Annotated in this window: 22 protein-coding genes and 1 tRNA gene; 4 read left to right on the forward strand and 19 right to left on the reverse strand. The window is 66.2% G+C overall.

The window, feature by feature from the left end:
- The first annotated feature begins 56 nt into the window (after positions 1-56).
- Complete coding sequence (gene ppsR / locus C1704_RS01810; protein WP_104300432.1) at positions 57-878, forward strand: posphoenolpyruvate synthetase regulatory kinase/phosphorylase PpsR; 822 nt, start codon at positions 57-59, stop codon at positions 876-878.
- Here ppsR and C1704_RS01815 read toward each other — a convergent pair.
- From C1704_RS01815 to rpsB, 16 genes are all read right to left on the reverse strand, one after another.
- A complete protein-coding gene (locus C1704_RS01815) occupies positions 872-1648 on the reverse strand; it encodes a TrmH family RNA methyltransferase (protein WP_104300434.1) in 777 nt (258 codons plus the stop codon). The two genes, ppsR and C1704_RS01815, sit on opposite strands and share 7 nt — an antisense overlap.
- Complete coding sequence (gene rnhB, locus C1704_RS01820) at positions 1645-2271, reverse strand: ribonuclease HII (RefSeq protein ID WP_104300436.1); 627 nt, start codon at positions 2269-2271, stop codon at positions 1645-1647. The genes C1704_RS01815 and rnhB overlap by 4 nt, the downstream gene beginning before the upstream one ends.
- The gene (lpxB, locus tag C1704_RS01825) at positions 2243-3397 is read right to left on the reverse strand and encodes a lipid-A-disaccharide synthase (RefSeq protein ID WP_104300438.1); all 1155 of its coding nucleotides are present in this window, start codon (positions 3395-3397) and stop codon (positions 2243-2245) included. Before lpxB ends, rnhB begins: the two co-directional genes overlap by 29 nt.
- 2 nt (positions 3398-3399) lie before the next feature.
- Positions 3400-4188 (reverse strand): acyl-ACP--UDP-N-acetylglucosamine O-acyltransferase, encoded by a 789-nt coding sequence (gene lpxA / locus C1704_RS01830; RefSeq protein ID WP_104300440.1) that lies wholly within the window; start codon positions 4186-4188, stop codon positions 3400-3402.
- 14 nt (positions 4189-4202) lie between these two features.
- The gene (fabZ, locus tag C1704_RS01835) at positions 4203-4646 is read right to left on the reverse strand and encodes a 3-hydroxyacyl-ACP dehydratase FabZ (RefSeq protein WP_104300442.1); all 444 of its coding nucleotides are present in this window, start codon (positions 4644-4646) and stop codon (positions 4203-4205) included.
- On the reverse strand, positions 4643-5674 hold the full coding sequence (gene lpxD, locus C1704_RS01840; RefSeq protein WP_104300443.1) for a UDP-3-O-(3-hydroxymyristoyl)glucosamine N-acyltransferase: 1032 nt from the start codon (positions 5672-5674) through the stop codon (positions 4643-4645). The genes fabZ and lpxD overlap by 4 nt, the downstream gene beginning before the upstream one ends.
- Positions 5671-6186 carry an OmpH/Skp family outer membrane protein gene (locus tag C1704_RS01845; RefSeq protein WP_104300445.1) on the reverse strand — a complete coding sequence of 172 codons (516 nt, stop codon included), beginning with the start codon at positions 6184-6186 and terminating at the stop codon, positions 5671-5673. The genes lpxD and C1704_RS01845 overlap by 4 nt, the downstream gene beginning before the upstream one ends.
- Positions 6186-8510, reverse strand: a complete 2325-nt coding sequence (gene bamA / locus C1704_RS01850) for an outer membrane protein assembly factor BamA (RefSeq protein WP_104300447.1) — start codon at positions 8508-8510, stop codon at positions 6186-6188. The genes C1704_RS01845 and bamA overlap by 1 nt, the downstream gene beginning before the upstream one ends.
- A gap of 4 nt (positions 8511-8514) precedes the next feature.
- The gene (rseP, locus tag C1704_RS01855) at positions 8515-9888 is read right to left on the reverse strand and encodes an RIP metalloprotease RseP (protein WP_104300449.1); all 1374 of its coding nucleotides are present in this window, start codon (positions 9886-9888) and stop codon (positions 8515-8517) included.
- Positions 9885-11069 (reverse strand): 1-deoxy-D-xylulose-5-phosphate reductoisomerase, encoded by a 1185-nt coding sequence (gene ispC / locus C1704_RS01860; protein ID WP_104300451.1) that lies wholly within the window; start codon positions 11067-11069, stop codon positions 9885-9887. The genes rseP and ispC overlap by 4 nt, the downstream gene beginning before the upstream one ends.
- 1 nt (position 11070) lies before the next feature.
- Positions 11071-11907 carry a phosphatidate cytidylyltransferase gene (locus C1704_RS01865; RefSeq protein ID WP_104300453.1) on the reverse strand — a complete coding sequence of 279 codons (837 nt, stop codon included), beginning with the start codon at positions 11905-11907 and terminating at the stop codon, positions 11071-11073.
- Between the two features lie 2 nt (positions 11908-11909).
- Complete coding sequence (uppS, locus tag C1704_RS01870) at positions 11910-12611, reverse strand: polyprenyl diphosphate synthase (protein WP_104300455.1); 702 nt, start codon at positions 12609-12611, stop codon at positions 11910-11912.
- Positions 12612-12663: 52 nt separating this feature from the next.
- Positions 12664-13224 carry a ribosome recycling factor gene (gene frr, locus C1704_RS01875; protein WP_104300457.1) on the reverse strand — a complete coding sequence of 187 codons (561 nt, stop codon included), beginning with the start codon at positions 13222-13224 and terminating at the stop codon, positions 12664-12666.
- A gap of 14 nt (positions 13225-13238) precedes the next feature.
- Entirely contained in the window at positions 13239-13949 is a 711-nt protein-coding gene (gene pyrH, locus C1704_RS01880; protein ID WP_104300459.1) for a UMP kinase, read from the reverse strand.
- 63 nt (positions 13950-14012) lie between these two features.
- Entirely contained in the window at positions 14013-14909 is an 897-nt protein-coding gene (gene tsf, locus C1704_RS01885) for a translation elongation factor Ts (RefSeq protein WP_104300461.1), read from the reverse strand.
- A gap of 116 nt (positions 14910-15025) precedes the next feature.
- Positions 15026-15775 (reverse strand): 30S ribosomal protein S2, encoded by a 750-nt coding sequence (gene rpsB, locus C1704_RS01890; protein WP_104300463.1) that lies wholly within the window; start codon positions 15773-15775, stop codon positions 15026-15028.
- A gap of 187 nt (positions 15776-15962) precedes the next feature.
- On the opposite strand from rpsB, the gene C1704_RS01895 reads away from it, so the two are divergent.
- Together C1704_RS01895 and C1704_RS01900 are read left to right on the forward strand one after the other, a co-directional pair.
- Positions 15963-17312: an amidase gene (locus C1704_RS01895; RefSeq protein ID WP_104300465.1), complete on the forward strand. Its 1350-nt coding sequence runs from the start codon at positions 15963-15965 to the stop codon at positions 17310-17312.
- The gene (locus tag C1704_RS01900; protein WP_104300467.1) at positions 17309-18838 is read left to right on the forward strand and encodes an NAD(P)H-hydrate dehydratase; all 1530 of its coding nucleotides are present in this window, start codon (positions 17309-17311) and stop codon (positions 18836-18838) included. The genes C1704_RS01895 and C1704_RS01900 overlap by 4 nt, the downstream gene beginning before the upstream one ends.
- Positions 18839-18855: 17 nt before the next feature.
- Here the strand turns inward: C1704_RS01900 and rnr are convergent, their stop codons facing one another.
- Positions 18856-21036, reverse strand: a complete 2181-nt coding sequence (gene rnr, locus C1704_RS01905; protein WP_104300469.1) for a ribonuclease R — start codon at positions 21034-21036, stop codon at positions 18856-18858.
- Between the two features lie 113 nt (positions 21037-21149).
- Between rnr and C1704_RS01910 the strand changes: the two genes are divergently transcribed.
- Positions 21150-21234 (forward strand) — tRNA-Leu (locus C1704_RS01910).
- A gap of 144 nt (positions 21235-21378) precedes the next feature.
- Here the strand turns inward: C1704_RS01910 and C1704_RS01915 are convergent.
- Both C1704_RS01915 and C1704_RS01920 read right to left on the reverse strand, forming a co-directional pair.
- Positions 21379-21900, reverse strand: a complete 522-nt coding sequence (locus C1704_RS01915) for a phosphoribosyltransferase (RefSeq protein ID WP_104300471.1) — start codon at positions 21898-21900, stop codon at positions 21379-21381.
- Positions 21901-21975: 75 nt separating this feature from the next.
- Complete coding sequence (locus C1704_RS01920) at positions 21976-23307, reverse strand: adenylosuccinate synthase (protein ID WP_104300473.1); 1332 nt, start codon at positions 23305-23307, stop codon at positions 21976-21978.
- Positions 23308-23312: the final 5 nt, after the last annotated feature.

Genomic DNA, 23312 nt, shown 5'->3' on the forward strand with positions numbered 1-23312 from the left:
TTGATGGGATTTTACGGCGCTTTGACCGCCGTCCCTCCCCCCCGATCCGCACGTCCATGCCCAATCGCACCGTGTTCTTCATCTCCGATGGCACCGGCATCACTGCCGAGACCTTCGGCAACTCCATCCTGAAGCAGTTTGCGCTGCAACCGCGCCACGTCCGCCGGCCCTTCATCGACACCGAGGACAAGGCCCACCAGGTGGTGCGCGAGATCAACCACACCGCCGATGTGGAGGGCAAGCGGCCCATCGTCTTCACGACCCTGGTCAACGAGGAGGTGCTCGCCATCGTCAAAGGCGGCAGCCGGGGCATGGTGCTGGACATGTTCCAGACCTTCGTCGAACCTCTGGAAACCGAGCTGGGCATGAAGTCCAACCACCGCATCGGCCGGTTCTCCGACGTGGCCGCCAGCCAGCAGTACCACGACCGCATCGAGGCGATCAACTTCTCGCTCGCCCACGACGATGGCCAGTCGGCCCGCAATCTGGCCGAAGCCGATGTCATCCTGATCGGGGTGAGTCGCAGCGGCAAGACGCCGACTTCGCTCTACCTGGCCATGCAGCACGGGATCAAGGCCGCCAACTACCCCCTGATTCCCGAAGATTTCGAGCGCCGCACCTTTCCGTCCAGCCTCTCGCCCTACAAGAGCAAATGCTTCGGGCTGACCATTGCCCCGGATCGCCTCAGCGAGATCCGCAACGAACGCCGACCGAACAGCAAATACGCCAGTCTGGAGAACTGCCGCTACGAGGTGGCCGAAGCCGAAGCCATGATGCGACGCGAAGGCATCGCCTGGCTCTCTTCGACGCACAAGTCGATCGAGGAGATCGCCACCACCATCCTGCGGGACATCCGGCCGGACCGGCTCATCTACTGAGCCAGGCGCCGCCGCAGCGACTCGTACAGGCAGATCGCGGCCGCCGAGGCCACGTTGAGCGACTCTTCGCCACCGGGCTGCGGGATGCGCACGGTCAGCTGGCACCGATCCAGCAAGGCCGCCGACGCGCCCTGCCCCTCGTGCCCGAACACCCAGGCGCAGGGCGACGGCAGCGCCGCCTGATGCAGTTCGGCCGCGGCATGGGAGCTCGTGCCCAGCAGCGGCAGACCCAAGGCCACCAGCGCCCCCTCCTCCGCGGCTTCCACCAGCTGCAATGCGAAATGGGCCCCCATCCCTGCGCGCAGCACCTTGGGTGACCAGAGCGCGGCCGTCCCCTTCAGCGCCACCACCTGCTTCACCCCGAGGGCCGCGGCGCTGCGCAGGATGGCCCCCACATTGCCGGCGTCCTGGAGTCGGTCCAGCACCACGGTGTCAACCGCCGGCAGGATCTGCCCCGGCCCGCTCCAGGGGATCAGGAACCCGCAGTCCGTCGGTGAGTCGAGCGAGCTGAGATCGGACATCAGGCCGTCGGGCACCACGGCCACGCGCACAGCCCCCTCGGCCAGGGCCCGCCGCTCGGGCCGCGCCCAGGCTGCCTCGGTGAAGACTGCTTCGCCGCCAGCCCCCCCCCGGGCGCGCCAGGCCGCCCCCAGGTGGTCGCCCTCCAGCCACACGGCACCCAGCTTGCGATAGGCCCCCGGGTCGCGCAGGAGCTTGCGCACCTTGACGACCAAGGGGTTGTCGCGGGAACTCAGCGACTCGACCTTCATGGGCGCGCCTCCAGGGCTTCGCGCACCGGCGCGAAGCTGCGGCGGTGGTGCGGGCACGGCCCGTGCTGACGCAGGGCCGCCAGATGCTCGGGCGTGGGGTAGCCCTTGTGGGTGGCAAAGCCGTACTGCGGATACGCCAGGTGCAGCGCCTCGCACAAGCGGTCGCGATGCACCTTGGCCAGGATCGACGCCGCCGAAATCGCTGCAATCTTGGCATCGCCTTTCACGATGGCCTCGGCCGGCACCTTGAGCACCGGCAGCCGGTTGCCATCGACGAGCACCCGTGCCGGCTTCAGGCGAAGCCCCTCGACGGCCCGCCGCATGGCCAGCAGGGTGGCCTGCAGGATGTTGAGGCGGTCGATCTCCTCAGCAGAAGCCACGGCGATGCAGCAGCACAGCGCCTTGGCCCGGATCTCGTCGTACAGACGTTCGCGCTTCAGAGCCGTGAGCTGCTTGGAGTCGGCCAGCCCCGCCACGGGTGCCTGGTCGTCCAGGATCACTGCGGCGGCCACCACCGGCCCGGCCAGCGGGCCGCGTCCTGCCTCGTCCACACCTGCCGTGAGGCCGGGACCGTCCCAGCGCAGCGGCAGCTGCTCAGCGGCCCAGGACTTGCGCGATGGCATCGGTAGCGGCCTGTGCCGTGTTGCGGCGCAGGAGGTGGTGCAGTTCGAGAAAGCGCTGTTCCAGGCGCTCGCAGCGCGCCGGATCGTCCAGCCAGGCCAGGGCCGCATCGGCCAGCGCCTGCGGCGTGGCCTGGTCCTGGAGCAGCTCGGGCACGACGAAGTCGCGGCACAGGATGTTGGGCAAACCGACCCAGGGCTGATAGCCCATGCGCTTCATCAGCTGCCAGCTCAGCCAGTGCATGTGGTAGGTGATGACCATGGGACGCTTGAACAGGGCGGCCTCCAGCGTGGCCGTGCCGCTGGCGATCAGGGTCAGGTCACAGGCGGCCAGGGCCTCGTGGGAGCGCCCGTCGAGCACGCTCAGAGGGACATCGGCCGCATGGGTTGCCACCAGCGGATCGATCATCTCCCGAAGTCCAGGCACGACCGGCAGAACGAAACGCAGTTCCGGGCGGCAGCGATGCAACAACGCGGCTGCCGCCAGCAGGTGTGGTGCGATGTACTGGATCTCGCTGCGGCGGCTGCCGGGCAGCAGCGCCACCACGGGCTCGGTCGCCGACAGGCCGAGGGCCTGCCGCGCAGAGGCTCGAGGCACCTCCAACGGGATCGTGTCGGCCAGGGGATGCCCCACATAGCTCGCAGAAATGCCATGACGGGCCAGCAACTCCGGCTCGAAGGGGAACAGGCAGAGCACATGATCGGCAGCCTTCGCGATCTTGGTCACGCGCTTGGCGCGCCACGCCCAGATCGAGGGGCACACGAAGTGCACGGTCTTGAGGCCCGCCTCGCGCAGCCAGGTCTCCAGCCCGAGGTTGAAGTCCGGGGCGTCCACGCCGATGAAGGCATCCGGGCGTTCCTGCAGCAATCGCCGGGCGAGCTGCTTGCGGATGCCCGAGATGTCGCGATAGTGCCGAAGCACCTCGGCATAGCCCCGCACTGCCAGCTTGTGATGCGGCCACCAGGCCTCGAAGCCCTGCTCGGCCATGCGCGGGCCGCCGATGCCCTGGGCCGTCAGATCGGGCCAGCGCTGGCGCAAACCGCCCATCAGCAGGCCCGCCAAGAGATCCCCCGACGCCTCTCCGGCCACCAGGGCCAGACGAGGCGCCGACTTTGCCTGCGCCACCACGATCAGCGCACGATGCCGCGCTCGGCGTTGGCCAGGAAATCGAGCATGAGGCGCACATCGGCCTGTGCGTCCGCCGCCGTGCCCTGCAGCGCCGCGAGTTCGTCCTTGGCCTGGGCCAGCGTGAGCCCCCTGCGGTACAGCGTGCGGTGCATCTGCTTCACCACGGCGATGCGCTCGGGCGTGTAGCCCCGGCGGCGCAGGCCTTCCTGGTTGATGCCCTGGGCCTCGGCGGGGTTGCCCGCCGCCGTCACGAAGGGTGGCAGATCTTGGGACAGGCGGGTCTGGAAACCTGTCATGGCATGCGGCCCCACGCGCACGAACTGATGTACGCCCGACAGGCCGCCCAGGAAAACCCAGTCGCCCAGATGCACGTGCCCGGCCAGCTGCACAGCGTTGGCCAGGATGATGTGGCTGCCCAGCACGCAGTCGTGGGCCACGTGCACATAGGCCATGATCCAGTTGTCATCGCCGATGCGGGTCACGCCGGCATCCTGGACCGTCCCGGTGTTGAAGGTGCAGAACTCGCGGATCGTGTTGCCGTCACCGATCACCAGTTGTGTGGGCTCACCCGCGTACTTCTTGTCCTGCGGAGCCGCCCCCAGCGAACAGAACTGAAAAATCCGGTTGTTGCGACCAATCGTCGTGCGGCCCTCGATCACGCAGTGAGCGCCGATGCTCGAGCCCTCGCCGATGCACACGTCCGGGCCGATCACTGCATACGGCCCGACGCTGACGTCCGCCGCCAGTTCGGCTTTGGGGTCGACCAGGGCGGTGGGATGGATCTGTGCCATGGCCCCGCCTCCGTTCAGGCATCCACCAGACGCTGGGTGCACATGATTTCGGCTTCGACCGCGACCTCCTCACCCACGCGGGCCTGGCACTTGAACTTGTAGATGCCCGCACGTGCGCGGTCGAGCGTCACGTCCAGCAGCAGCTGATCCCCCGGCTCCACCGGCCGCTTGAAACGGGCACCATCGATGCCGACGAAGTAGTAGACGGCCCGTGGGTCGCGCTCGACCGAAGCGGAGGTGAAGGCGAGCAAGGCCGAAGCCTGGGCGAGCGCCTCCAGCATCAGCACACCCGGCATCACCGGACGATTGGGGAAGTGTCCCTGGAAGAAGGGTTCGTTGGCACTGACGTTCTTGAGCGCCAGGATGCGCTTGCCGGCCTCCACCTCCAGCACGCGATCCACCAGGAGGATGGGATAGCGGTGAGGCAGTTGTTTGAGGATCGAGTGGATGTCCATCATGGTGTCGTCTTCTTTTCGAGGGCGCGCACGCGCTCGCGCAGCTTGTGCAGCTGGCGCAGCGTCGCCGCATTCTTTTCCCAGGCCGCATTCTCGTCGATGGGAAACACGCCGCTGTAAAGCCCGGGCTGCAGCAGTGAGCGCGTCACCAGCGACATGGACGAGATGTGCACGTGGTCGGCAATCGTCAGGTGCCCCAGGATGCCCGCACCGCCCCCCACCGTGCAGTGCCGGCCGATGCGTGCGCTGCCGGCCACCCCCACACAGCCGGCCATCGCAGTATGGGCTCCGATGTGCACGTTGTGAGCAATCTGAACAAGGTTGTCGAGCTTGACGCCGTCCTCGATGACGGTGTCATCCAGGGCGCCGCGATCGACGCAGCTGTTGGCACCGATCTCCACGTCGTTGCCAATCGACACCCCACCGAGCTGTTCGATCTTCTCCCAACGACCTTCGTTCGGCGCAAAGCCGAAACCGTCGGCACCGATCACCACGCCGCTGTGCAGCACGCAGCGCTCACCCAGGCGGGTGCCAGGCATGAGCGACACGCGTGGCGCAAGGCGCGTACCCGCGCCGACCACCACACCCGCCCCGATGAAGCCATGCGCCCCCACCGTCACGCCGTCGCCAAGCACGGCGCCCTCCTCGACCACCGCGTGCGCTTCGATGCGGACCCCGTCGCCGATGCGGGCCAGCTCGCTGACCACTGCGGTCGGATGCCGCCCCGCAGGACGCGCAGGCCGTGTGCGTGCCGCCCACCACTGGGTCAGCCGCGCGAAATAGAGATAGGGGTCGGGCGTGACGATGGCCGCACCACGCGCAGCGGCGGCCTCACGAAACGCCGGGGCCACGATCACGCAGCCAGCGCCCGTGGACTGCAACTGCGACTGATAGCGCGCATGCGCGAGGAAACTCAGGGTGGAGGCGTCTGCTCCTTCAAGCGGGCCGATCCGACTGACACGAAGTTCACCCGAGCCGAGGAGTTCCCCCCCCAGCTCCTCGATGATCTGGCTCAGTCGGACATCGCTCACTTGCCACCGTTGGCGTTGAGGGCCTTGATCACCTTGTCGGTGATGTCCACACGGGGACTCCAGTGCACGGCCTCCTGCACGATGAGGTCGTATTTCTCAGTCTCGGCGATCTGCTTGATCACGCGGTTGGCCCGCTCGATCACGGCTGCCAGCTCCTCGTTGCGCCGCTGGTTGAAGTCTTCCTGGAGTTCACGGCGACGACGCTGGAACTCGCGGTCCTGCTCGACGAGTTCACGCTGGCGACGTGCGCGCTCCGACTCCGACAAGGTCGGAGCATCCTTCTCCAGGCGTTCGGAGCTCGCCTTCAAGCGTGCGCCCAACTCATTGAGCTCCTTGTCACGGCGCGTGAACTCAGCTTCGAGCCGCCCCGTGGCCGCTTTGGCAGGCGCGGACTCGCGCATCACCTTGTCGCTGTTGACATATCCGATCTTCAGCTCCTGCGCTCCCGCCGAGGAGGCTGCGCCAAGCACCATGAAGACGGATGTCAGTGCGGTCAGTGCAAGTTTGTTCATCAGAATGCGGTCCCGATCTGGAATTGGATGCGTTCGATTCTATCGCCGGGTTGCTTGCGCAACGGCGATCCATAGGCCAGCTTCAAGGGGCCGATCGGCGAGACCCAGCTCAGGCCGATCCCGGTGGACAAGCGCAGGTCGTCAAAACGGATGCGGTCCTCCTCACCGAAGACATTGCCTGCATCGAGGAAGCCGAACAAACGCAGCGTGCGGTCGTTGCCCGAACCCGGAAATGGCACATACAACTCGCCATTGAGGTTCAGACGCTTGGCCCCGCCCACGTAGGCGCCGGTGGCGTCCACCGGCCCGAGCGATCCTTGCCCGAAGCCTCGCACGGTGCCCAGGCCGCCGCTGTAGAAGTTCTTGAAGACAGGGAACGGGCGGCCTTGCAGCCCTTTGCCCCAGCCCAGTTCCGTGTTGAAGGCAAACGTGAAGTCGCGCGACAGAGGCAGGTACTGCTGGAACTGGTAGTTGGAGCGGAGGTAGCGCGTGTCGCCCGCAATGCTCCATTCAGCGTTGACTCGCTGATAGCGTCCTCGGGTGGGAACGAGGGCACTGTCGCGGTCATCGCGCGTCCACCCCAGTGTCAGGGGCACGCTCAGGCTGGTGGGACCAAAGCGCTCACGGTAGCGGAAGTAGCTGTTGGGCAAGGCTCCGGGCTCGCCGCGGATTTCCGTTCGCTCCACACCGATGCCGAGGAAGACCCGATCGTATTCCGTCACCGGGATGCCAAAGCGGATCGAAGCACCGGGCGTGACGAGCTTGTAGTCGCTGCCCTGGCTCGACAGCGGCTGGGTCGTGCGGTAATAGACATCGATGGAACGCGAAACACCATCGATCGTGAAGTACGGGTCCACCGTGCTGACGACCAGGGTGCGGTTGTAACGGCCGGTGTTGAACTCGACGCCCAGGTAATTGCCGGAGCCGAAGATGTTCTCCTGGCGGATCGCCGCGGTCAGGGTCAGCTTCTCTGCGCTGGAGAAGCCTGCGCCGAGCATGAGGTTGCCCGTCGGTTTCTCGACCACGCGCAGGTTCAGATCCACTTGGTCGAGCGTGCCCGGCACCTCCTCGGAGTCGATCGACACCTCGGTGAAGAAGCCCAGACGGTCGACCCGGTCGCGCGACAGCCGGATGCGCTCGCCGTCGTACCAAGCCGATTCGAACTGCCGGAACTCGCGGCGGATGACTTCGTCTCGGGTACGCGCGTTGCCGCTGATGTTGATGCGGCGCACATAGACCCGCCGCTGGGGATTGGCTGCCAACACCACGGCCACGCGGCCCGTGGCTCGATCGATATCGGTGCGCGGCTCGACGCGGGCGAACGCATAGCCGAAGGCCCCGAAACGTTCGTTGAAGGCGCGCACCGTCTCGGCCACCGATTCTGCACGGTAGGGCTTGCCGGGTTCGATTCGCACCAGGGCCTTGAAGTCTTCCTCCTTGCCCAGGTAGTCACCTTCCAGGCTCACGCCCGTGACCACATAGGGCTGGCCTTCGCGAACATTCACCGTGATGGTGATGTCTTGCTTGTCCGGTGAGATCGACACCTGGGTCGACTCCACCGCAAACTCGAGGTACCCGCGGTTCAGGTAGTGGGAGCGGAGCTTCTCGAGATCGGCATTGAGCTTGGCACGCGAGTAGCGGTCCGACTTGGTGTACCAGGTAAGCCACCCGCCGGTGCTCAGGTCGAAGAGCCCTCGCAGCTCGCGCTCCGAAAAGGCCTGATTGCCCGTGATACGGATCTCACGGATGCGCGCCTGCCCCCCTTCAGTCACGGTGAAGGTCACATTCACCCGGTTGCGCTCGAGCGGCGTGATGGTCGTCACCACCTCCGCACCGTACAGGCTTCTGGACAGGTACTGGCGCTTGAGTTCCTGTTCGGCGCGGTCGATGAGCGCCTGGTCGTAGGGGCGCCCATCGGTGATACCCACATCCCGCAGGGCCTTGGCCAGGGTTTCCTGGTCGAACTCCTTGGTGCCGACAAATTCGACATTGGCGATGATGGGGCGTTCCTCGATCACCACCACCACCACGTCGCCTTCGACGTCGATGCGGACATCCTTGAACAGGCCGGTGGCGAACAGCGCCCGCAGGGCGGCCGCGCCCTTGTCATCGTTGTAGGTGTCGCCAATCCGGAACGGCAGGGAGCCAAAGATGGTGCCGGGCTCGGTGCGCTGAAGGCCCTCGACCCGGATGTCACGCAGCACGAAGGGCTCGGCGGCCCAGGCGCCCACGCCATGCACGGCCGCCAGAGCCGCAGCGGCGAGCACGCGAAGACGAGGGAAGGTTCGGAAGGAAGTAAAGCCGGTGGTCGAGTTGGGCAGCATGCGGTCAGTGGAGACCCAGAAGACGGGCGACGTCGTTGTAGAGGGCAAGTGACATCAACATGAGCATGATGGCGACGCCGCCGCGCTGCAGCCGTTCCAGCCACACTTCGGAGACTGGACGCCCCGTCACTGCTTCGAAAAGATAATACATCAGGTGCCCTCCGTCGAGGACGGGCAGTGGCAGCAGGTTGAGCACGCCCAGACTGACACTCACCAGAGCCAGAAAACCCAGATAGTAGGCCAGGCCCAGTTGCACGGACTGGCCCGCGAAGTCGGCAATGGTCAGCGGGCCGCTCAGGTTCTTGAGCGATGCGTCGCCCACGAGCATCTTGCCCAGCATGCGCAAGCTCAGGATGGACACGTCCCAGGTTCGCTGTGCGGCATAGGCGACACCGTCGAACACGCCGTAACGGACCGTCACCATTTCAACCGGTCGCCCCACGAAGGCTTCCACGCGCCCGACCCGCTGCTGCCCTTGCTGACGCACGGTGGGGGTGATCTGCACGTCAAACGACTGCCCTGCCCTTTCGACGCGCCACGACATGGGCACAGCCTCACCCGAGGGGCTGACGGCAGCACGGATGCGCTCACGCAGTCGGGCAGCGTCCGGCACGGGCTGGCCATCAACGCTCAGCACACGGTCTCCCTCCCGCAGCCCGGCCCGGGCCGCCGGTCCGTCGGCCAGCACCTCGCCGATCACAGGCTCGCTGTAGGGAGCCCCCAGGCCCACCTTCTGCATGAGCTGGGCATCGACCTCGCGCGCGCCCAGCGAAGACAAAGGCAGGCGGATCCATCTCGGTTGGCGCCCCTGCGCATCGGTCACTTCCAGATGCAGATCCTGCTCGGCGACAGCCGCCTCCGTGATGTGCCAGCGAAGGTCGCTGAACGAGCGCACTGTCTGCGGCTCACCTGTCTCGGTGCGAACCGCCTGCACCCAGTCTCCGGCGCGCACCCCGGCCCGGTCGGCCAGACTGGCCGTCACCGGGGCTCCCAGAACCGCCTTGGGTTCATCCATGCCGATCCAGGCCACTGCGGCATACAGCCCGACCGCGAGGAGGAGGTTGGCCGCGGGCCCAGCCGCCACGATGGCTGCACGGGAGCGCAGGGGCTGGCGGTTGAAGGCTTGGTGGACCTGGTCGGCTGGCACCACCCCCTCGCGTTCGTCCAGCATGCGCACATAACCGCCGAAGGGCAAGGCGCAAACGACGAACTCGGTGGCGTCGGGGTGGCGCTGGCGTCGCCAGATCACCCGCCCAAACCCCACCGAGAAGCGCAGGACCTTGACGCCACAGGCGCGGGCCACACGGTAGTGCCCCCATTCGTGAATGACGATGAGGACGCCCAGCGTCACCAGGAAGGCCAGAACGGTGGTGATCATGCCGACAGCTCCAAGACGGTCGCTTCCGCCTGCCGCCGGGCCTGGGCATCGAGTGCGAGCAGGGCCTCCAGCGAATCCCGCACGCCGGGCTCGGGCAGCACGGCCTCAAGGGTGCGCAGGTTCACCGTGTGAATCTGATCGAAGCGGATGGTTCCGTCCAGGAAGGCTGCCACGGCCACTTCGTTGGCGGCATTCAGCACGGCGGTGGTGCCGTGGCGCGCCGCCAGCGCCTCCCAGGCCAGTCCCAGCCCGGGGAAGCGCTGGGGGTCAGGTTCGTGAAAGCTCAGCGCTGCGGTGCGGGTGAGGTCCAGCCGGCTGGCACCGGACTCGATGCGCTCGGGGTAGGCCAAGCCGTAGGCAATGGGCACCTTCATGTCGGGCGTGCCCAGCTGGGCCAGCACGGAATGATCGCGGCACACCACCATGGAGTGGATGATGCTCTGGGGATGGATGAGCACCTCGATGCGCTCGGGGCTCAGGTCGAACAGCCAGCGCGCCTCGATCACTTCGAGCGCCTTGTTCATCATCGTGGCCGAATCCACCGAGATCTTGCGGCCCATCACCCAGTTGGGGTGGGCACAGGCCTGCTCAGGCGTCACCTCGACCAGACTGGCCGGGTCGCGGTCACGAAACGGCCCCCCGGATGCGGTGAGCACGATGCGATCGATGCGATCGGCCCAGGTCTGCGGATCCTCCGGCAGGCATTGAAAGATGGCGGAGTGCTCGCTGTCGATCGGCAGCAACCTGGCACCCCCCGCCTTCACGGCATCCAGGAAGAGGGCTCCTCCGACAACCAGCGCCTCCTTGTTGGCCAGCAGGAGCTTCTTGCCCGCCCGTGCAGCGGCCAGGCACGGAGCCAGACCCGCCGCGCCGACGATCGCTGCCATCACCGTATCCACATCGGGATGTGCCGCCACGAGCTCCAGCGCTCCCGGGCCATCGAGCACCTCGGTACGCGCTCCGGCCTCTCGCAACAACTGCCGCAGGCGGGACCCCGCAGCCGCATCCGTCATCACGGCGTAGCGCGGGCGCCATTGCAGACATTGCGCCAGCATCTCATCGACCCGTCGGTGGGCCGTCAGGGCCCAGACCTGAAAACGATCCGGATGCAATGCCATCACGTCCAGGGTGCTGGTGCCGATGGACCCGGTCGACCCGAGGATGCACACGCGCTGCACCATCTCAGAGACCTCCCAGCGCCACTGCGATCGGAAACACCGGCAGCAATGCATCGACACGGTCGAGCACGCCCCCATGACCGGGCAACAGGCGGCTGCTGTCCTTCGCACCGGCCGCGCGCTTGACGAGCGACTCGAAAAGATCGCCCACCACGCTCATGGCCCCGAGGAAAATGCAGACCAGGATCAAGCCCAGCCAGCCCCATCGCGCCTGCAGCACGGAGTAGAGGCTCGGACTGTCCACCCACCCCAGGCCATCCACGGCCGTCCAGATCAAGGCCAGCAGCAGCACGCCGGCCAGCCCGCTCCAGACCCCCTCCCAGCTCTTGCCCGGGCTGATGGCCGGGGCCAGTTTGCGGCGACCAAAGGCTCGCCCGCCGAAGTAGGCGGCGATATCCGCCACCCAGACGAGACACAGGATCGACAGCAGATGGTTCACGCCCACCGCCTTGGCCTGGTTCAGTGCGAGCCATGCCAGCCAGAGCAACGCCAGCCCGAGCGCCCAGCGCGCCCCCCGGGGGGCACGGGCCCAACCCGCCACGCCACCACGCAGTACCCAAGCCCCTCCGAGGACCCAAACAGCCAAAGCCAGCCACCACAGCAGATTCAATGTCTGGGGTGGTGCGGCCAGCCACCAAAGGGCTGCGCAGCCGGCCGCCATCAGGATGGCGCTGAGGTAAGCTGATGCACCGCCCGCCTGATTCAGGCGTGACCATTCCCAGGCGCCAGCCGCCACCACAACGCCGCTGAACAGCGCAAACCACACGGGCTCACGTGCCAGCAACGAAGGCAAGGCCAGAAGGAGCAGCACCACCGCAGTGATCACGCGCTGTCTGAGCATGGTCAGGCTTCCCGGATATCGGCGCTCACCTGCCCGAAGCGGCGCTCGCGCCCGGCATAGGCCTGCAGGGCACGGTCGAGCTCCAGTTCCCCGAAATCGGGCCAGAGGCAATCGGTGAAGTACAGCTCGGCGTAAGCTGCCTGCCAGAGGAGGAAATTGCTGATCCTCAGTTCTCCGCCGGTGCGGATGAACAGATCGGGGTCCGGCGCATGCGACAAAGCCAGATGCCGTGCCAGGGTGGCCTCATCGACATCCTCAGGACGCACCCCACTGGCCATGATCCGTCGACAGGCCTGCACCATGTCCCAGCGTCCTCCGTAATTGAACGCCACCGACAGAATCATGCGCTCGTTGTGCCGGGTCGCATCCTCGGCCTGCGTCCAGGCACGACCCACCTGCTCAGAGACGGCGCTGCGGTCACCCACCATGCGGATGCGCACACCCTGCCGGGCCAGTTCGCTCAGATGGTTCGACATCGCCGTCAGGACCAGCGACATCAGACCGCTCACTTCATCCTGGGGACGCTTCCAGTTCTCGGAGGAGAAGGCGAAGACGGTCAGGTAGGGAATGCCGCGCTGGAGGCAGGCCTGCACGGTGCGAACCAAGGCATCGACACCAGCCTTGTGACCAACACCCCGGGGCATGAGCCGACGACTGGCCCAGCGGCCATTGCCGTCCATGACGATGGCCACGTGGCGCGGCATCAAGACTGCAACTCCGAGCCGATCGAGTGCGGACGCGCCGTCAAGCCAACGCTCAGACTGCCATGATCTCGGCTTCTTTCGCCGCGATCAGCTTGTCGATCTCGGCCACCGTGCGATCGGTGAGCTTCTGGATCTCGTCCTGCGAACGTCGCTCGTCGTCCTCGGTGATCTGCTTGTCCTTGAGCAGCTTCTTGGCATGCTCATTGGCGTCACGACGCAGATTGCGCACGGCCACCTTGGCCTCTTCGCCGGCATGGCGCACCACCTTCGTCAACTCCTTGCGGCGCTCCTCGGTGAGTGCAGGCATGGGCACACGCAGCAGGTCGCCTTGAGCCGCCGGGTTCAGCCCCAGGTCGGACTCGCGGATGGCTTTCTCGATCTTCGGGCCCATGCCTTTTTCCCAGGGCTGGACACTGATCGTGCGGGCATCCAGCAGGGTCACGTTGGCCACCTGGCTGATGGGCACCATGGAGCCGTAGTACTCGACCTGGACCTGGTCAAGCAGTCCGGGATGCGCACGGCCGGTTCGGATCTTGGACAACTCATGCTTGAACGCTTCGATGGACTTGGCCATCTTCTGCTCAGCGGTCTTCTTGATGTCTGCGATGCTCATGGAAACGATGCTCCTCAAACATGGACCAGGGTGCCCTCATCCTCTCCGAGCACCACGCGCTTGAGCGCACCGGGCTTGAAGATGCTGAACACCTTGATCGGCAGTTTCTGGTCGCGGCACAGGGCAAAAGCCGTGGCGTCCAGGACTTGCAGGTTCTTCACGATGGCTTCGTCGAAGCTGATGCTGGCATAGCGCGTTGCCTCGGGGTCCTTCTTCGGATCGGCCGTGTACACCCCGTCCACCTTGGTGGCTTTCAGCATGATCTGGGCACCGATCTCGGCCCCCCGCAGCGCCGCTGCCGTGTCGGTGGTGAAGAAAGGATTGCCGGTGCCCGCGGCGAAGATCACCAGCTTGCCCTCTTCGAGGTACTGCAGGGCCTTCGGACGGACATAAGGTTCGACGATCTGTTCGATGCCGATGGCCGACATCACCCGCGCCGTCATCCCCTCCTGGCGCATGGTATCGGCCAACGCCAGCGCGTTCATCACGGTGGCCAGCATGCCCATGTAGTCGGCGGTGGCCCGGTCCATGCCGACCGAGCCGCCGGCCACGCCGCGGAAGATGTTGCCGCCGCCGATCACGACCGCCACCTCGCAACCCAGGGCCGTGACTTCCTGGATTTCACGGACCATGCGCACGATCGTGGCACGGTTGATGCCGTACGCATCGTCACCCATCAGGGCCTCGCCCGAGAGCTTGAGCAGGATGCGTTTGTAGGTCGGCATGCAGATCCTCCGTCGTCCTTGGGCTGCGCGTGAAAAGTGTATCGGTTCAGCGGTGCCAGAACCTTACTGGCCCTTGGCCGCAGCCACCTGCGCAGCCACTTCGGCTGCAAAGTCGTCCTGCTTCTTCTCGATGCCTTCGCCCACCACGTAGAGGGTGAAGCCCTTGATGGTGGTGCTGGCGCCCTTGAGATACTGCCCCACGGTCTGCTTGCCGTCGGCCGCCTTCACGAACACCTGGTCCAGCAAAGACACCTCCTTGAGGTACTTCTGCACCGAGCCTTCGACCATCTTGGCCACGATGTCGGCCGGCTTGCCGCTCTCGGCGGCCTTCTCGGCAGCGATCTTGCGCTCCTTCTCGACCAGTTCGGCCGGCACGTCTGCCGAGGACAGGGCCGCGGGCTTCATGGCAGCGATGTGCATCGCGACGTCCTTGGCCGCCACATCGTCACCATCGAACTCGACGACCACACCGATACGGGTGCCGTGCAGGTAGTAGGCCAGTTTGCTGCCGCCGGCGTAGCGCTTGAAGCGGCGGATCGACATGTTCTCGCCGATCTTGCCGATCAGGCCCTTGCGCACGTCTTCCACGGTGGGGCCGAAGCCTTCCATCGACAGCGCGTAGCCGTTCAGCGTCTCGATATCGGACGGATTGTTCTGGGCAACCAGATCAGCCACAGCCTTCGAGAAAGCGAGGAAGGCGTCATTCTTGGAGACGAAGTCCGTCTCACAGTTCACCTCCACCAGGGCGCCCGTCGTGCCGTTGACGGAAGCCGCCACCACCCCTTCAGCGGTCACGCGCGATGCGGCCTTGCCTGCCTTGTTGCCCAGCTTGACGCGCAGGATCTCCTCGGCACGGGCCAGGTCACCATCGGCCTCGGTCAGTGCCTTCTTGCATTCCATCATCGGCGCGTCGGTCTTGGCGCGCAGTTCAGCCACCATGCTTGCAGTGATTGCGGGCATTTTTGCTCTCCTGTGTCACGGGCCGCACCTCTTCACGGGCAGCGGCCAGGGTTCCATGCGATTCGTGTTGAAAAAAAGGGGCTGAACAGCCCCTCGTGGTGTCCGTGGGCGCGTTGTCAGGCCGCTTCGTTGACTTCCACGAATTCATCTTCGCCGGTGGCCGAGACGGCCTGCACGACGTCGTTGACTGCGTTGGCACGACCTTCCAGCACGGCGTCGGCAACGGCGCGGGCATACAGGGCCACCGCCTTCGCGGAGTCATCGTTGCCCGGGATCACGTAGTCGATCTCGGAGGGCGAGTGGTTGGTATCCACCACACCGATCACGGGGATACCGAGTTTCTTGGCTTCAGCCACGGCGATCTTGTGGTAGCCCACGTCGATCACGAACAAGGCATCCGGCAGGGCGTTCATGTCCTGGATGCCGCCGATGTCCTTTTCCAGCTTGGCCAGTTCGCGCTGGAACAGGAGCGCTTCCTTCTTGCTGAGCTGGTCCAGACCAGCCTCGACCTGCGCCTGCATGTCCTTGAGCTTCTTCAGCGACGCCTTGACGGTCTTGAAGTTGGTCAGCATGCCGCCCAGCCAGCGCTGATCGACGAAGGGCATGCCAGCGCGTTGGGCTTCCTGAGCGACGATCTCGCGGGCCTGACGCTTCGTGCCAACCATGAGAATGGTTCCACGGCGGCTGCTGAGCTGGCGAACGAACTTCATCGCCTCCTCGAACATCGGGAGCGTCTTCTCGAGGTTGACGATGTGAATCTTGTTGCGATGGCCGAAGATGTAGGGGGCCATCTTGGGGTTCCAGAAGCGGGTCTGATGCCCGAAATGGACACCGGCTTCCAGCATTTCACGCATGGTGACGGACATGGGATCACTCCAAAGGTTGGGTCTAGAATCCGGCGCCAATCGCCGCCTCTGCGCACAGCTGAGGCCGACGACACCTTTTTGCATCTATCGATGACCGTTCGATGGCCGGATTCGCGATTTGCTTACCCCCACGCAGCCTGAGCACGCAGGCTGAGATGCGTGAAAAGGTAAACCGAAAGATTATAGCATGAGCAGCCCCTCGGACCTGACCGACGCGCACCGCCTCCTCAGCATGGGCCGGTGCACCGCCTCGGACCTGATCGAAGATGCGCTGGCGCGTGCTCACGGTGAGGCGGCCCGAGCTTTCGTGAGGCATTTCGACGCCCAGGCCCGGTCTGCAGCCTTCGCCGCAGACCGGGCACGCGAGGCCGGCGCACCGCTGCCCTCGTTGGCCGGCATGGCGATCAGTGTCAAGGACCTGTTCGATGTGGCCGGTCAGCCCACCACCGCAGGGTCTCGCGTTCTGCAAGGACGCCCTGCGGCCACCACCGACGCCGCGGCCGTCGCGCGCCTGCGGCGAGCCGGGGCGGCGCTCGTGGGCCATACCCACATGACCGAGTTCGCCTTTTCCGGGGTGGGCTGGAATCCCCACAGCCCCATGCCGGCCAATCCGGTCACCCTCGCGCTGGACGCAACCACCCCCCGGATCCCCGGCGGGTCCAGTTCGGGAGCCGCCGTCTCTGTGGCGACCGGCGCCGCCTGGGCGGCCCTGGGCTCCGACACTGGGGGGTCGATCCGGATTCCTGCCGCCTTGCAAGGCCTCGTGGGCTTCAAATGCACGGCCCGCCGTGTCCCGTTGCAGGGCTGCATCCCCTTGTCCCCCACCCTGGACACCGCCTGCGCCATCACCCGGTCGGTTCGCGACGCCGTGCGCATGCACGAGGTGCTGGCTGACAGGACGGTTGCCCGGCGCGAACGGCCGTGGCCTCTCTGGCGGCTGGCAGTCCCCCGAACCCTGATGCTGGACGGCCTCGAACCCGCCGTCGCTCGCAGCTTCGAAGCAGCCCTGGATCGCCTGCGCCAGGCCGGTGCGCGCATCGACGAGATCGATCTGCCCGAACTGGCGGAACTGGTCTCGCTGCAGGCGCGCTGCAGTTTTGCTGCCGTGGAAAGCTGGACCTGGCATCGTGACCTGCTGGCCACGCGCGAAGCAGAGTACGACCCCCGGGTGGCGCAGCGCATCCGCAAGGGACAGGACGTACCGGCTTCAGACTACCTCACTCTGCAGCAGGCCCGCGCCGACTGGATCCAGCGAGTCGAGGCGAGAACCGCAGGCTTCGATGCCCTGCTGTCGCCGACCGTGCCCTGTGTGGCACCTCCGATCATCGGGCTGGCTGATGACGACGATGTGTTCTTCCGGACCAACGCCCTTCTTCTGCGCAACCCCTCGGTGGTCAACCTCCTGGATGGCTGCGCCATCACCCTGCCCTGCCACCGCCCGGGCGATTGGCCGGTGGGCCTGATGTTGTGGGCGGGGGCAGAACGCGATGATGACCTTCTCACCCTGGCAGGGGCGGTCGAGGCCGCGCTCGCATGAGGGCACCCCGCCACGCTCCCTTGCCCGTTCGGGCCGATTCTCCACACGCCCCGTGGCCGCTGTTCGGGACCGAGTACAGCCGCCGCATCGAGCAGGCCGCGCAGGCTGAACTGCCCCCACATACCCTCATGGCACGCGCCGGACTCGCCGTGGCAAGGCTGGCACTGGCCGTGGCACCTCACCTGCGCGATGTCTCGATCCTGGCGGGTCCGGGCAACAACGGGGGCGACGGCCTGCTCGCCGCCGTTCACCTTCAGTCGGCAGGCCGCAGCGTTCAGGTCCATCTGCTGGGCGACCCTGCACGGCTGCCCCCTGACGCCGCCTGGGCCCTCAGCCAGGCGCAGGCGGCCGGCGTGCCGATCGAGCTTGGGGCCGTGCCTGAAGCACTGCCGGCCGGCAGCCTGGCGATCGACGCCCTCCTCGGCCTGGGCCATCGACGTTCGCCCGATGGTCTGATCGCCGAAGCCGTGAAGCGTCTGCGGCAACACCCGGGCCCCGTTCTGGCAGTGGACCTGCCCACCGGTCTGGACGGAGACACGGGACGTTGCCTCGCCGACGCACCCACGCTGGCCGTGAGAGCCGACCACACGCTGTGCCTGCTGACCCTCAAGCCTGGGCTGTTCACCGGCCAGGGGCGAGACTTGGCCGGGCAGGTATGGTTTGACGACCTGGACGTCTCGCCGGACACCCTGCCCGAGGCCTCCCTCGGGCTGGCGCCTGAAACGATGGCTGCGCTGCCCCGACGTCATGCCCAGCACAAGGGCAGCTTCGGCGACGTGCTGGTGGTGGGTGGGGCGCCCGGCATGACCGGCGCCGCCTGGCTCGCCGCCCGCGCCGCCCTTGCGGCGGGCGCAGGGCGAGTCTATGTGCAGCCCCTGGACGACCGGGCTCCGTTGCTCGACCCTGCCCATCCGGAATTGATGGGGCGCCGGTCACACGCGGCCAGCCAGTTGCCCACCGACGCGCTCACGGTGGTGTGTGGTTGCGGCGGCGGCCGCGAGATCGCATCAGCCTTGCCGCTCTGGCTGGGCCGGGCCCCTCGCTTGCTGCTCGATGCCGACGCACTGAACGCCATCGCCGGTGATTCCGGCTTGCAGACCCAGCTGACACGCCGTGCGAAGCGCGGCCAGCCCACCGTGCTCACCCCCCACCCCCTCGAGGCTGCGCGCCTGCTGGGATGCAGCAGCACCGAGGTACAGGCCGACCGGCTCGCAGCCGCAAGAGCCTTGGCCGAGCGGCTGGGGAGCACCGTGGCGCTCAAGGGCTCGGGCACGGTGGTGGTATCGCCTGGACTGCCGATCTGGATCAACGCAACCGGCAACGCCGCGCTGGCCACCGCCGGCACCGGCGACGTGCTGGCAGGCTGGATCGCGGGCGTCTGGACCCAGGGCGTCACGGCCTGGCAGGCCACGCGCGCGGGTGTCCACCACCACGGTGCGGCCGCTGACCACTGGCACGCCTCGGGGCGTCGTGGGCCACTGACGGCCAGCCGGCTCATCAAGACGATGAGCTCTGGCGTTCACTGAGCGCCTGCCCCGACCCGCTACTTGCGGCGCGTGCGGGGCTTGGCCGTCTTGGCTGACACGCTCTTGGCTGCCCCCTTGGCGCCACGCTTGGCAGAAGTGGGCGCCTTGCCACCCTTGGTCGCGCGGATCCGGGCCTTGACATCCCGGTCCGCCTCCTCCACCTGGGCCAGGCGGGCCTGCTTGCTGCCGCCCCGCACCGCCGGGCGCTCCTCGCCGGCCTCGCGCACCATGCGGAAGTCGATCTTGCGACCATCAAGGTCCACGCGGATGACCTGCACCCGCACTCGTGCGCCCACCGCGTAGCGTGTCCCGGTGCGCTCCCCCCGCAGTTCCTGTCGCACCTCGTCGAAACGGTAGTACTCGCCCCCCAGCTCGGTGATGTGGACGAGCCCCTCCACATACAGGGCGTCGAGCTGGACGAACAGCCCGAAGCTGGTGACGGCACTGACGGTACCGGCATACTCCTCGCCCAGGTGGTCGCGCATGAAGCGGCACTTGAGCCACGCTTCGACATCACGGGAGGCCTCATCGGCCCGGCGCTCGCAGCTGCTGCAGTGAATCCCTGCGGCCTCCCACTGCGCCATCTCAACCGCCGGGATCTTGCGCGCGGCACCGCGTCGGGACGATGCCGGCTCCTCCAGCAATCCACTCAGCCTGTAGCGCTGCCCCAGCAACAGGGCCTTGATCACTCTGTGCACGAGCAAGTCGGGATAGCGCCGGATGGGGCTGGTGAAATGGGTGTAGGCCTCGTAGGCCAGACCGAAGTGGCCGCTGTTCACCGGGGTGTAGACGGCTTGCTGCATGGATCGCAGCAACATCGAATGGATCTGCGCCGCGTCCGGCCGATCTTTCGTGGCCTGGGCAATGGCCTGGAACTCACGCGGGTGCGGGTCGTCGCCAATGGTCATCCCCAGCCCCAGCGCACGCAGGTAGTTCTGCAGGATCGTGCGCTTTTCCGGCGTAGGACCTTCGTGCACCCGGAACAGGGCCGCGTGGTTGGCCCGTGCGATGAAGTCCGCCGAGCAGACGTTGGCCGCCAGCATGGCCTCCTCGATCAGGCGGTGTGCCTCGGTGCGCACCCGCGGCACGATCTTTTCGATGCGACCATTGTCGTCGCAGACGATCTGGGTTTCGACGGTCTCGAAGTCCACCGCTCCGCGCTCGGCGCGCTCGCGCAGCAGCGCGCGATAGACCTCATGCAGATTGAGCAGATGCGGCACCAGCGCCTTGCGGCGAACCGCTTCAGGTCCGCGCGTGTTGGCCAGGATGGCCGCGACCTCGGTGTAGGTGAAGCGCGCATGCGAGCAGATCACTGCGGGAAAGAACTGGTACGCATGGATCTCACCCTTGGCAGTGATCAGCATGTCGCACACCATCGCCAGACGGTCCTCCTCCGGGTTGAGCGAGCACAGGCCGTTGGAGAGCTTCTCGGGCAGCATGGGAATCACGCGACGCGGAAAATAGACCGACGTGGCCCGCTCGTAAGCATCCGCGTCGAGCGCCTCGCCCGGCTTCACATAGTGGCTGACGTCAGCGATGGCCACCACGAGGCGCCACCCCTTGCCGCGCCCGACACGTGCGGGTTCGCAGTACACGGCATCATCAAAATCCCGCGCGTCCTCGCCGTCGATGGTGACCAGCGGCACATCCGTCAGGTCGATGCGGTGCTTGCGATCGACCGCGCGAATCTTGTCAGGCAGCTTGGCCGCCTGCGCCAGCGTTTCGGGCGAAAACTGGTGCGGCACCTCGTACTTGCGCACTGCGATCTCGATCTCCATGCCGGGATCGTCGATCTCACCGAGCACTTCCGTGACGCGCCCCACCGGTTGGGAATACATGGAAGGTGGTTCGGTCAGTTCGACTGCCACCACCTGTCCGGCCTGAGCCTTGGCCGTGGCGTTCTTCGGGATGAGGATGTCCTGGCCGTAGCGCTTGTCCTCGGGTGCAACCAGCCACACACCACCCTCGTGCAGCAACCGTCCGATGATGGGCGACTTCTTTCGCTCGATGATCTCCAGCACCCGCCCCTCGGGACGCCCCTTGCGATCCAGCCGTACCACGCGCACGCGAATGCGGTCCCGGTGCAGGACGGCGCGCATTTCCTGGGGTGACAGATAGATGTCGGCCTGGCCGTCGTCGCGACGCACAAAGCCGTGACCGTCGCGATGTCCGATGACGGTGCCCTCGGCCTCGCTCATCAGCGAGGCAGCGACAGAGGGGCTTGCAGTGTTCGAATTATTGATGATAGAATCTCCGTCTGTTCTGACAAACGCTATCTTGCTTAGCCAGATAGTGTGAGTAAAGAACCAAAGCCCAGGTGGCGGAATTGGTAGACGCACTAGTTTCAGGTACTAGCGGGTAACTCCGTGGAGGTTCGAGTCCTCTCCTGGGCACCAAATACGAAAGCCTCGCATCCTTGATGCGGGGCTTTTTCGTTGGGGCGTGCAACTTCGCATCGCCCAAGAAGAAGGGCCAGCCACGGCATTCCCGTGACCGGCCCGGCGTGAGGCAGGAAGTGGCGGCGGTTTTATCGAGAGCGATCAAACCGCGTACTTCTTCGCCAACCCCTCGGGACGCAAGTTGTCGTATTCCTCGAAGGGCTGATGGATCCAGGGGCTGGTGGGCAGCATTTCCACATGATAGTCCGGCACATAGCTGGACACCCCCTTCACCCAGATCACGGCCGAGCGCAGGTCGGCAATGGCCGGCATGCCCCGCAGGCGCTCGACCACGGCCTTGAGCGTGACGCCGGAGTCGGCCAGATCATCGACCAGCAACACCCGCCCAGCCAGCTCGCCCTTGGGCATGGTGATGTACTTGGCCATGTCCAGGCGCCCCTGGATGGTGCCGGCCTCGGCCCGGTAGGAACTCGTGGACATGATGGCCAGGGGTTTGTCGAACACCCGCGAGAGCACATCGCCCGGGCGCATGCCGCCACGGGCCAGGCACAGGATCTGGTCGAACTGCCAGCCCGAGTTGTGCACCTTCAGCGCCAGACGCTCGATGAGCATGTGGTATTCATCCCAGGACACGTAGAGGTGTTTGCCGTCGTCGGTCAGCATGCAGGCTCCTTGCGCTTGCTCGTCATTGCAGGAAAGCGGGAAAAATATCTTGCAGGGTGATGAGGCCTGAGGGGCTCAGGCCTTGTACGGATGGCGCAGCAGGATGGTGTGGTCGCGGTCCGGCCCGGTGGACACCATGTCGATGGGCGCACCGATGCAATCCTGCATGCGCTCGAGGTAGGCGCGTGCGTTGACCGGCAGCTGATCCCATTGCGTGATGCCCGCCGTCGTCCCCTTCCAGCCCGGCAAGGTTTCATAGATCGGCTTGCAGTTCACGATGTCGTCGGCATCCAGCGGCAGGATGTCGATCCGCTGGCCACCCAGTTCGTAGCCGACACAGATCTTGATTTCATCCAGGCCGTCGAGCACGTCGAGCTTGGTGATGCACAGCCCCGAGAGACCGTTGATCAGGACCGAGCGCTTCAGGGCCGCCGCGTCGAGCCAGCCACAGCGGCGAGCGCGGCCGGTCACGGTGCCGCGTTCCTGGCCGACGGTGGACAGGTGGTGCCCCACGGTGCCCGGCTCGTCGATCGGCAACTCGGTGGGGAACGGGCCCGAGCCCACCCGGGTGGTGTAGGCCTTGGTGATGCCCAGGATGTAGTGCAGTTTGTCCGGGCCCACGCCCGAGCCCGCGGCGGCATTGCCGGCCACGCAGTTGCTCGACGTCACATAGGGATAGGTGCCGTGATCGATGTCCAGCAGCGTGCCCTGGGCACCCTCAAAGAGCACATGTCCGCCCTGCACGTTCGTCTGATGGACCCGCACCCCCACGTCGGCCATCATGGGCTTGAGTTGCTCGGCCACCTTCATGGCGTGCTCGAAGATGGGCTCGAACGCGAGCGCCTCGGACTTCAGATAGCCCTCCAGCACGAAGTTGTGCAGGGACAGCAGCTCGCGCAGCTTGGCGGCGAACCGCTCGGGGTGCTTGAGGTCCTGCACCCGCAACGCGCGGCGGGCCACCTTGTCCTCGTAGGCCGGGCCGATGCCCTTGCCGGTGGTGCCGATCTTGCCGGCGCCGCTCGATTCGCGCAGCGCCTCGCGGGCTCGATCGACCTCCACGTGAAACGGCAGGATGAGGGGACAGGACTCGCTGATGAACAGGCGCGAGCGCACCTCCAGGCCGGCAGCCTCCAGGCGCTCGATCTCGGTCAGCAGGTGCGTGGGATCGACCACCACCCCATTGCCGATGTAGCAGGCCACGCCCTCACGCATGATGCCCGAGGGAATGAGCTGCAGGGCAGTCTTCTTGCCCTTGATGACGAGGGTGTGGCCGGCATTGTGGCCCCCCTGGAAGCGCACGACGGCGCTGGCATGGTCGGTCAGCCAGTCAACGACCTTGCCTTTGCCTTCGTCGCCCCACTGCGTGCCGACCACAACCACGTTGCGGCCACTGGTGTGCTGAGTCATGTCTA

The sequence above is a fragment of the Caldimonas caldifontis genome (assembly GCF_002930615.1).
GTDB lineage: Bacteria > Pseudomonadota > Gammaproteobacteria > Burkholderiales > Burkholderiaceae_C > Caldimonas > Caldimonas caldifontis.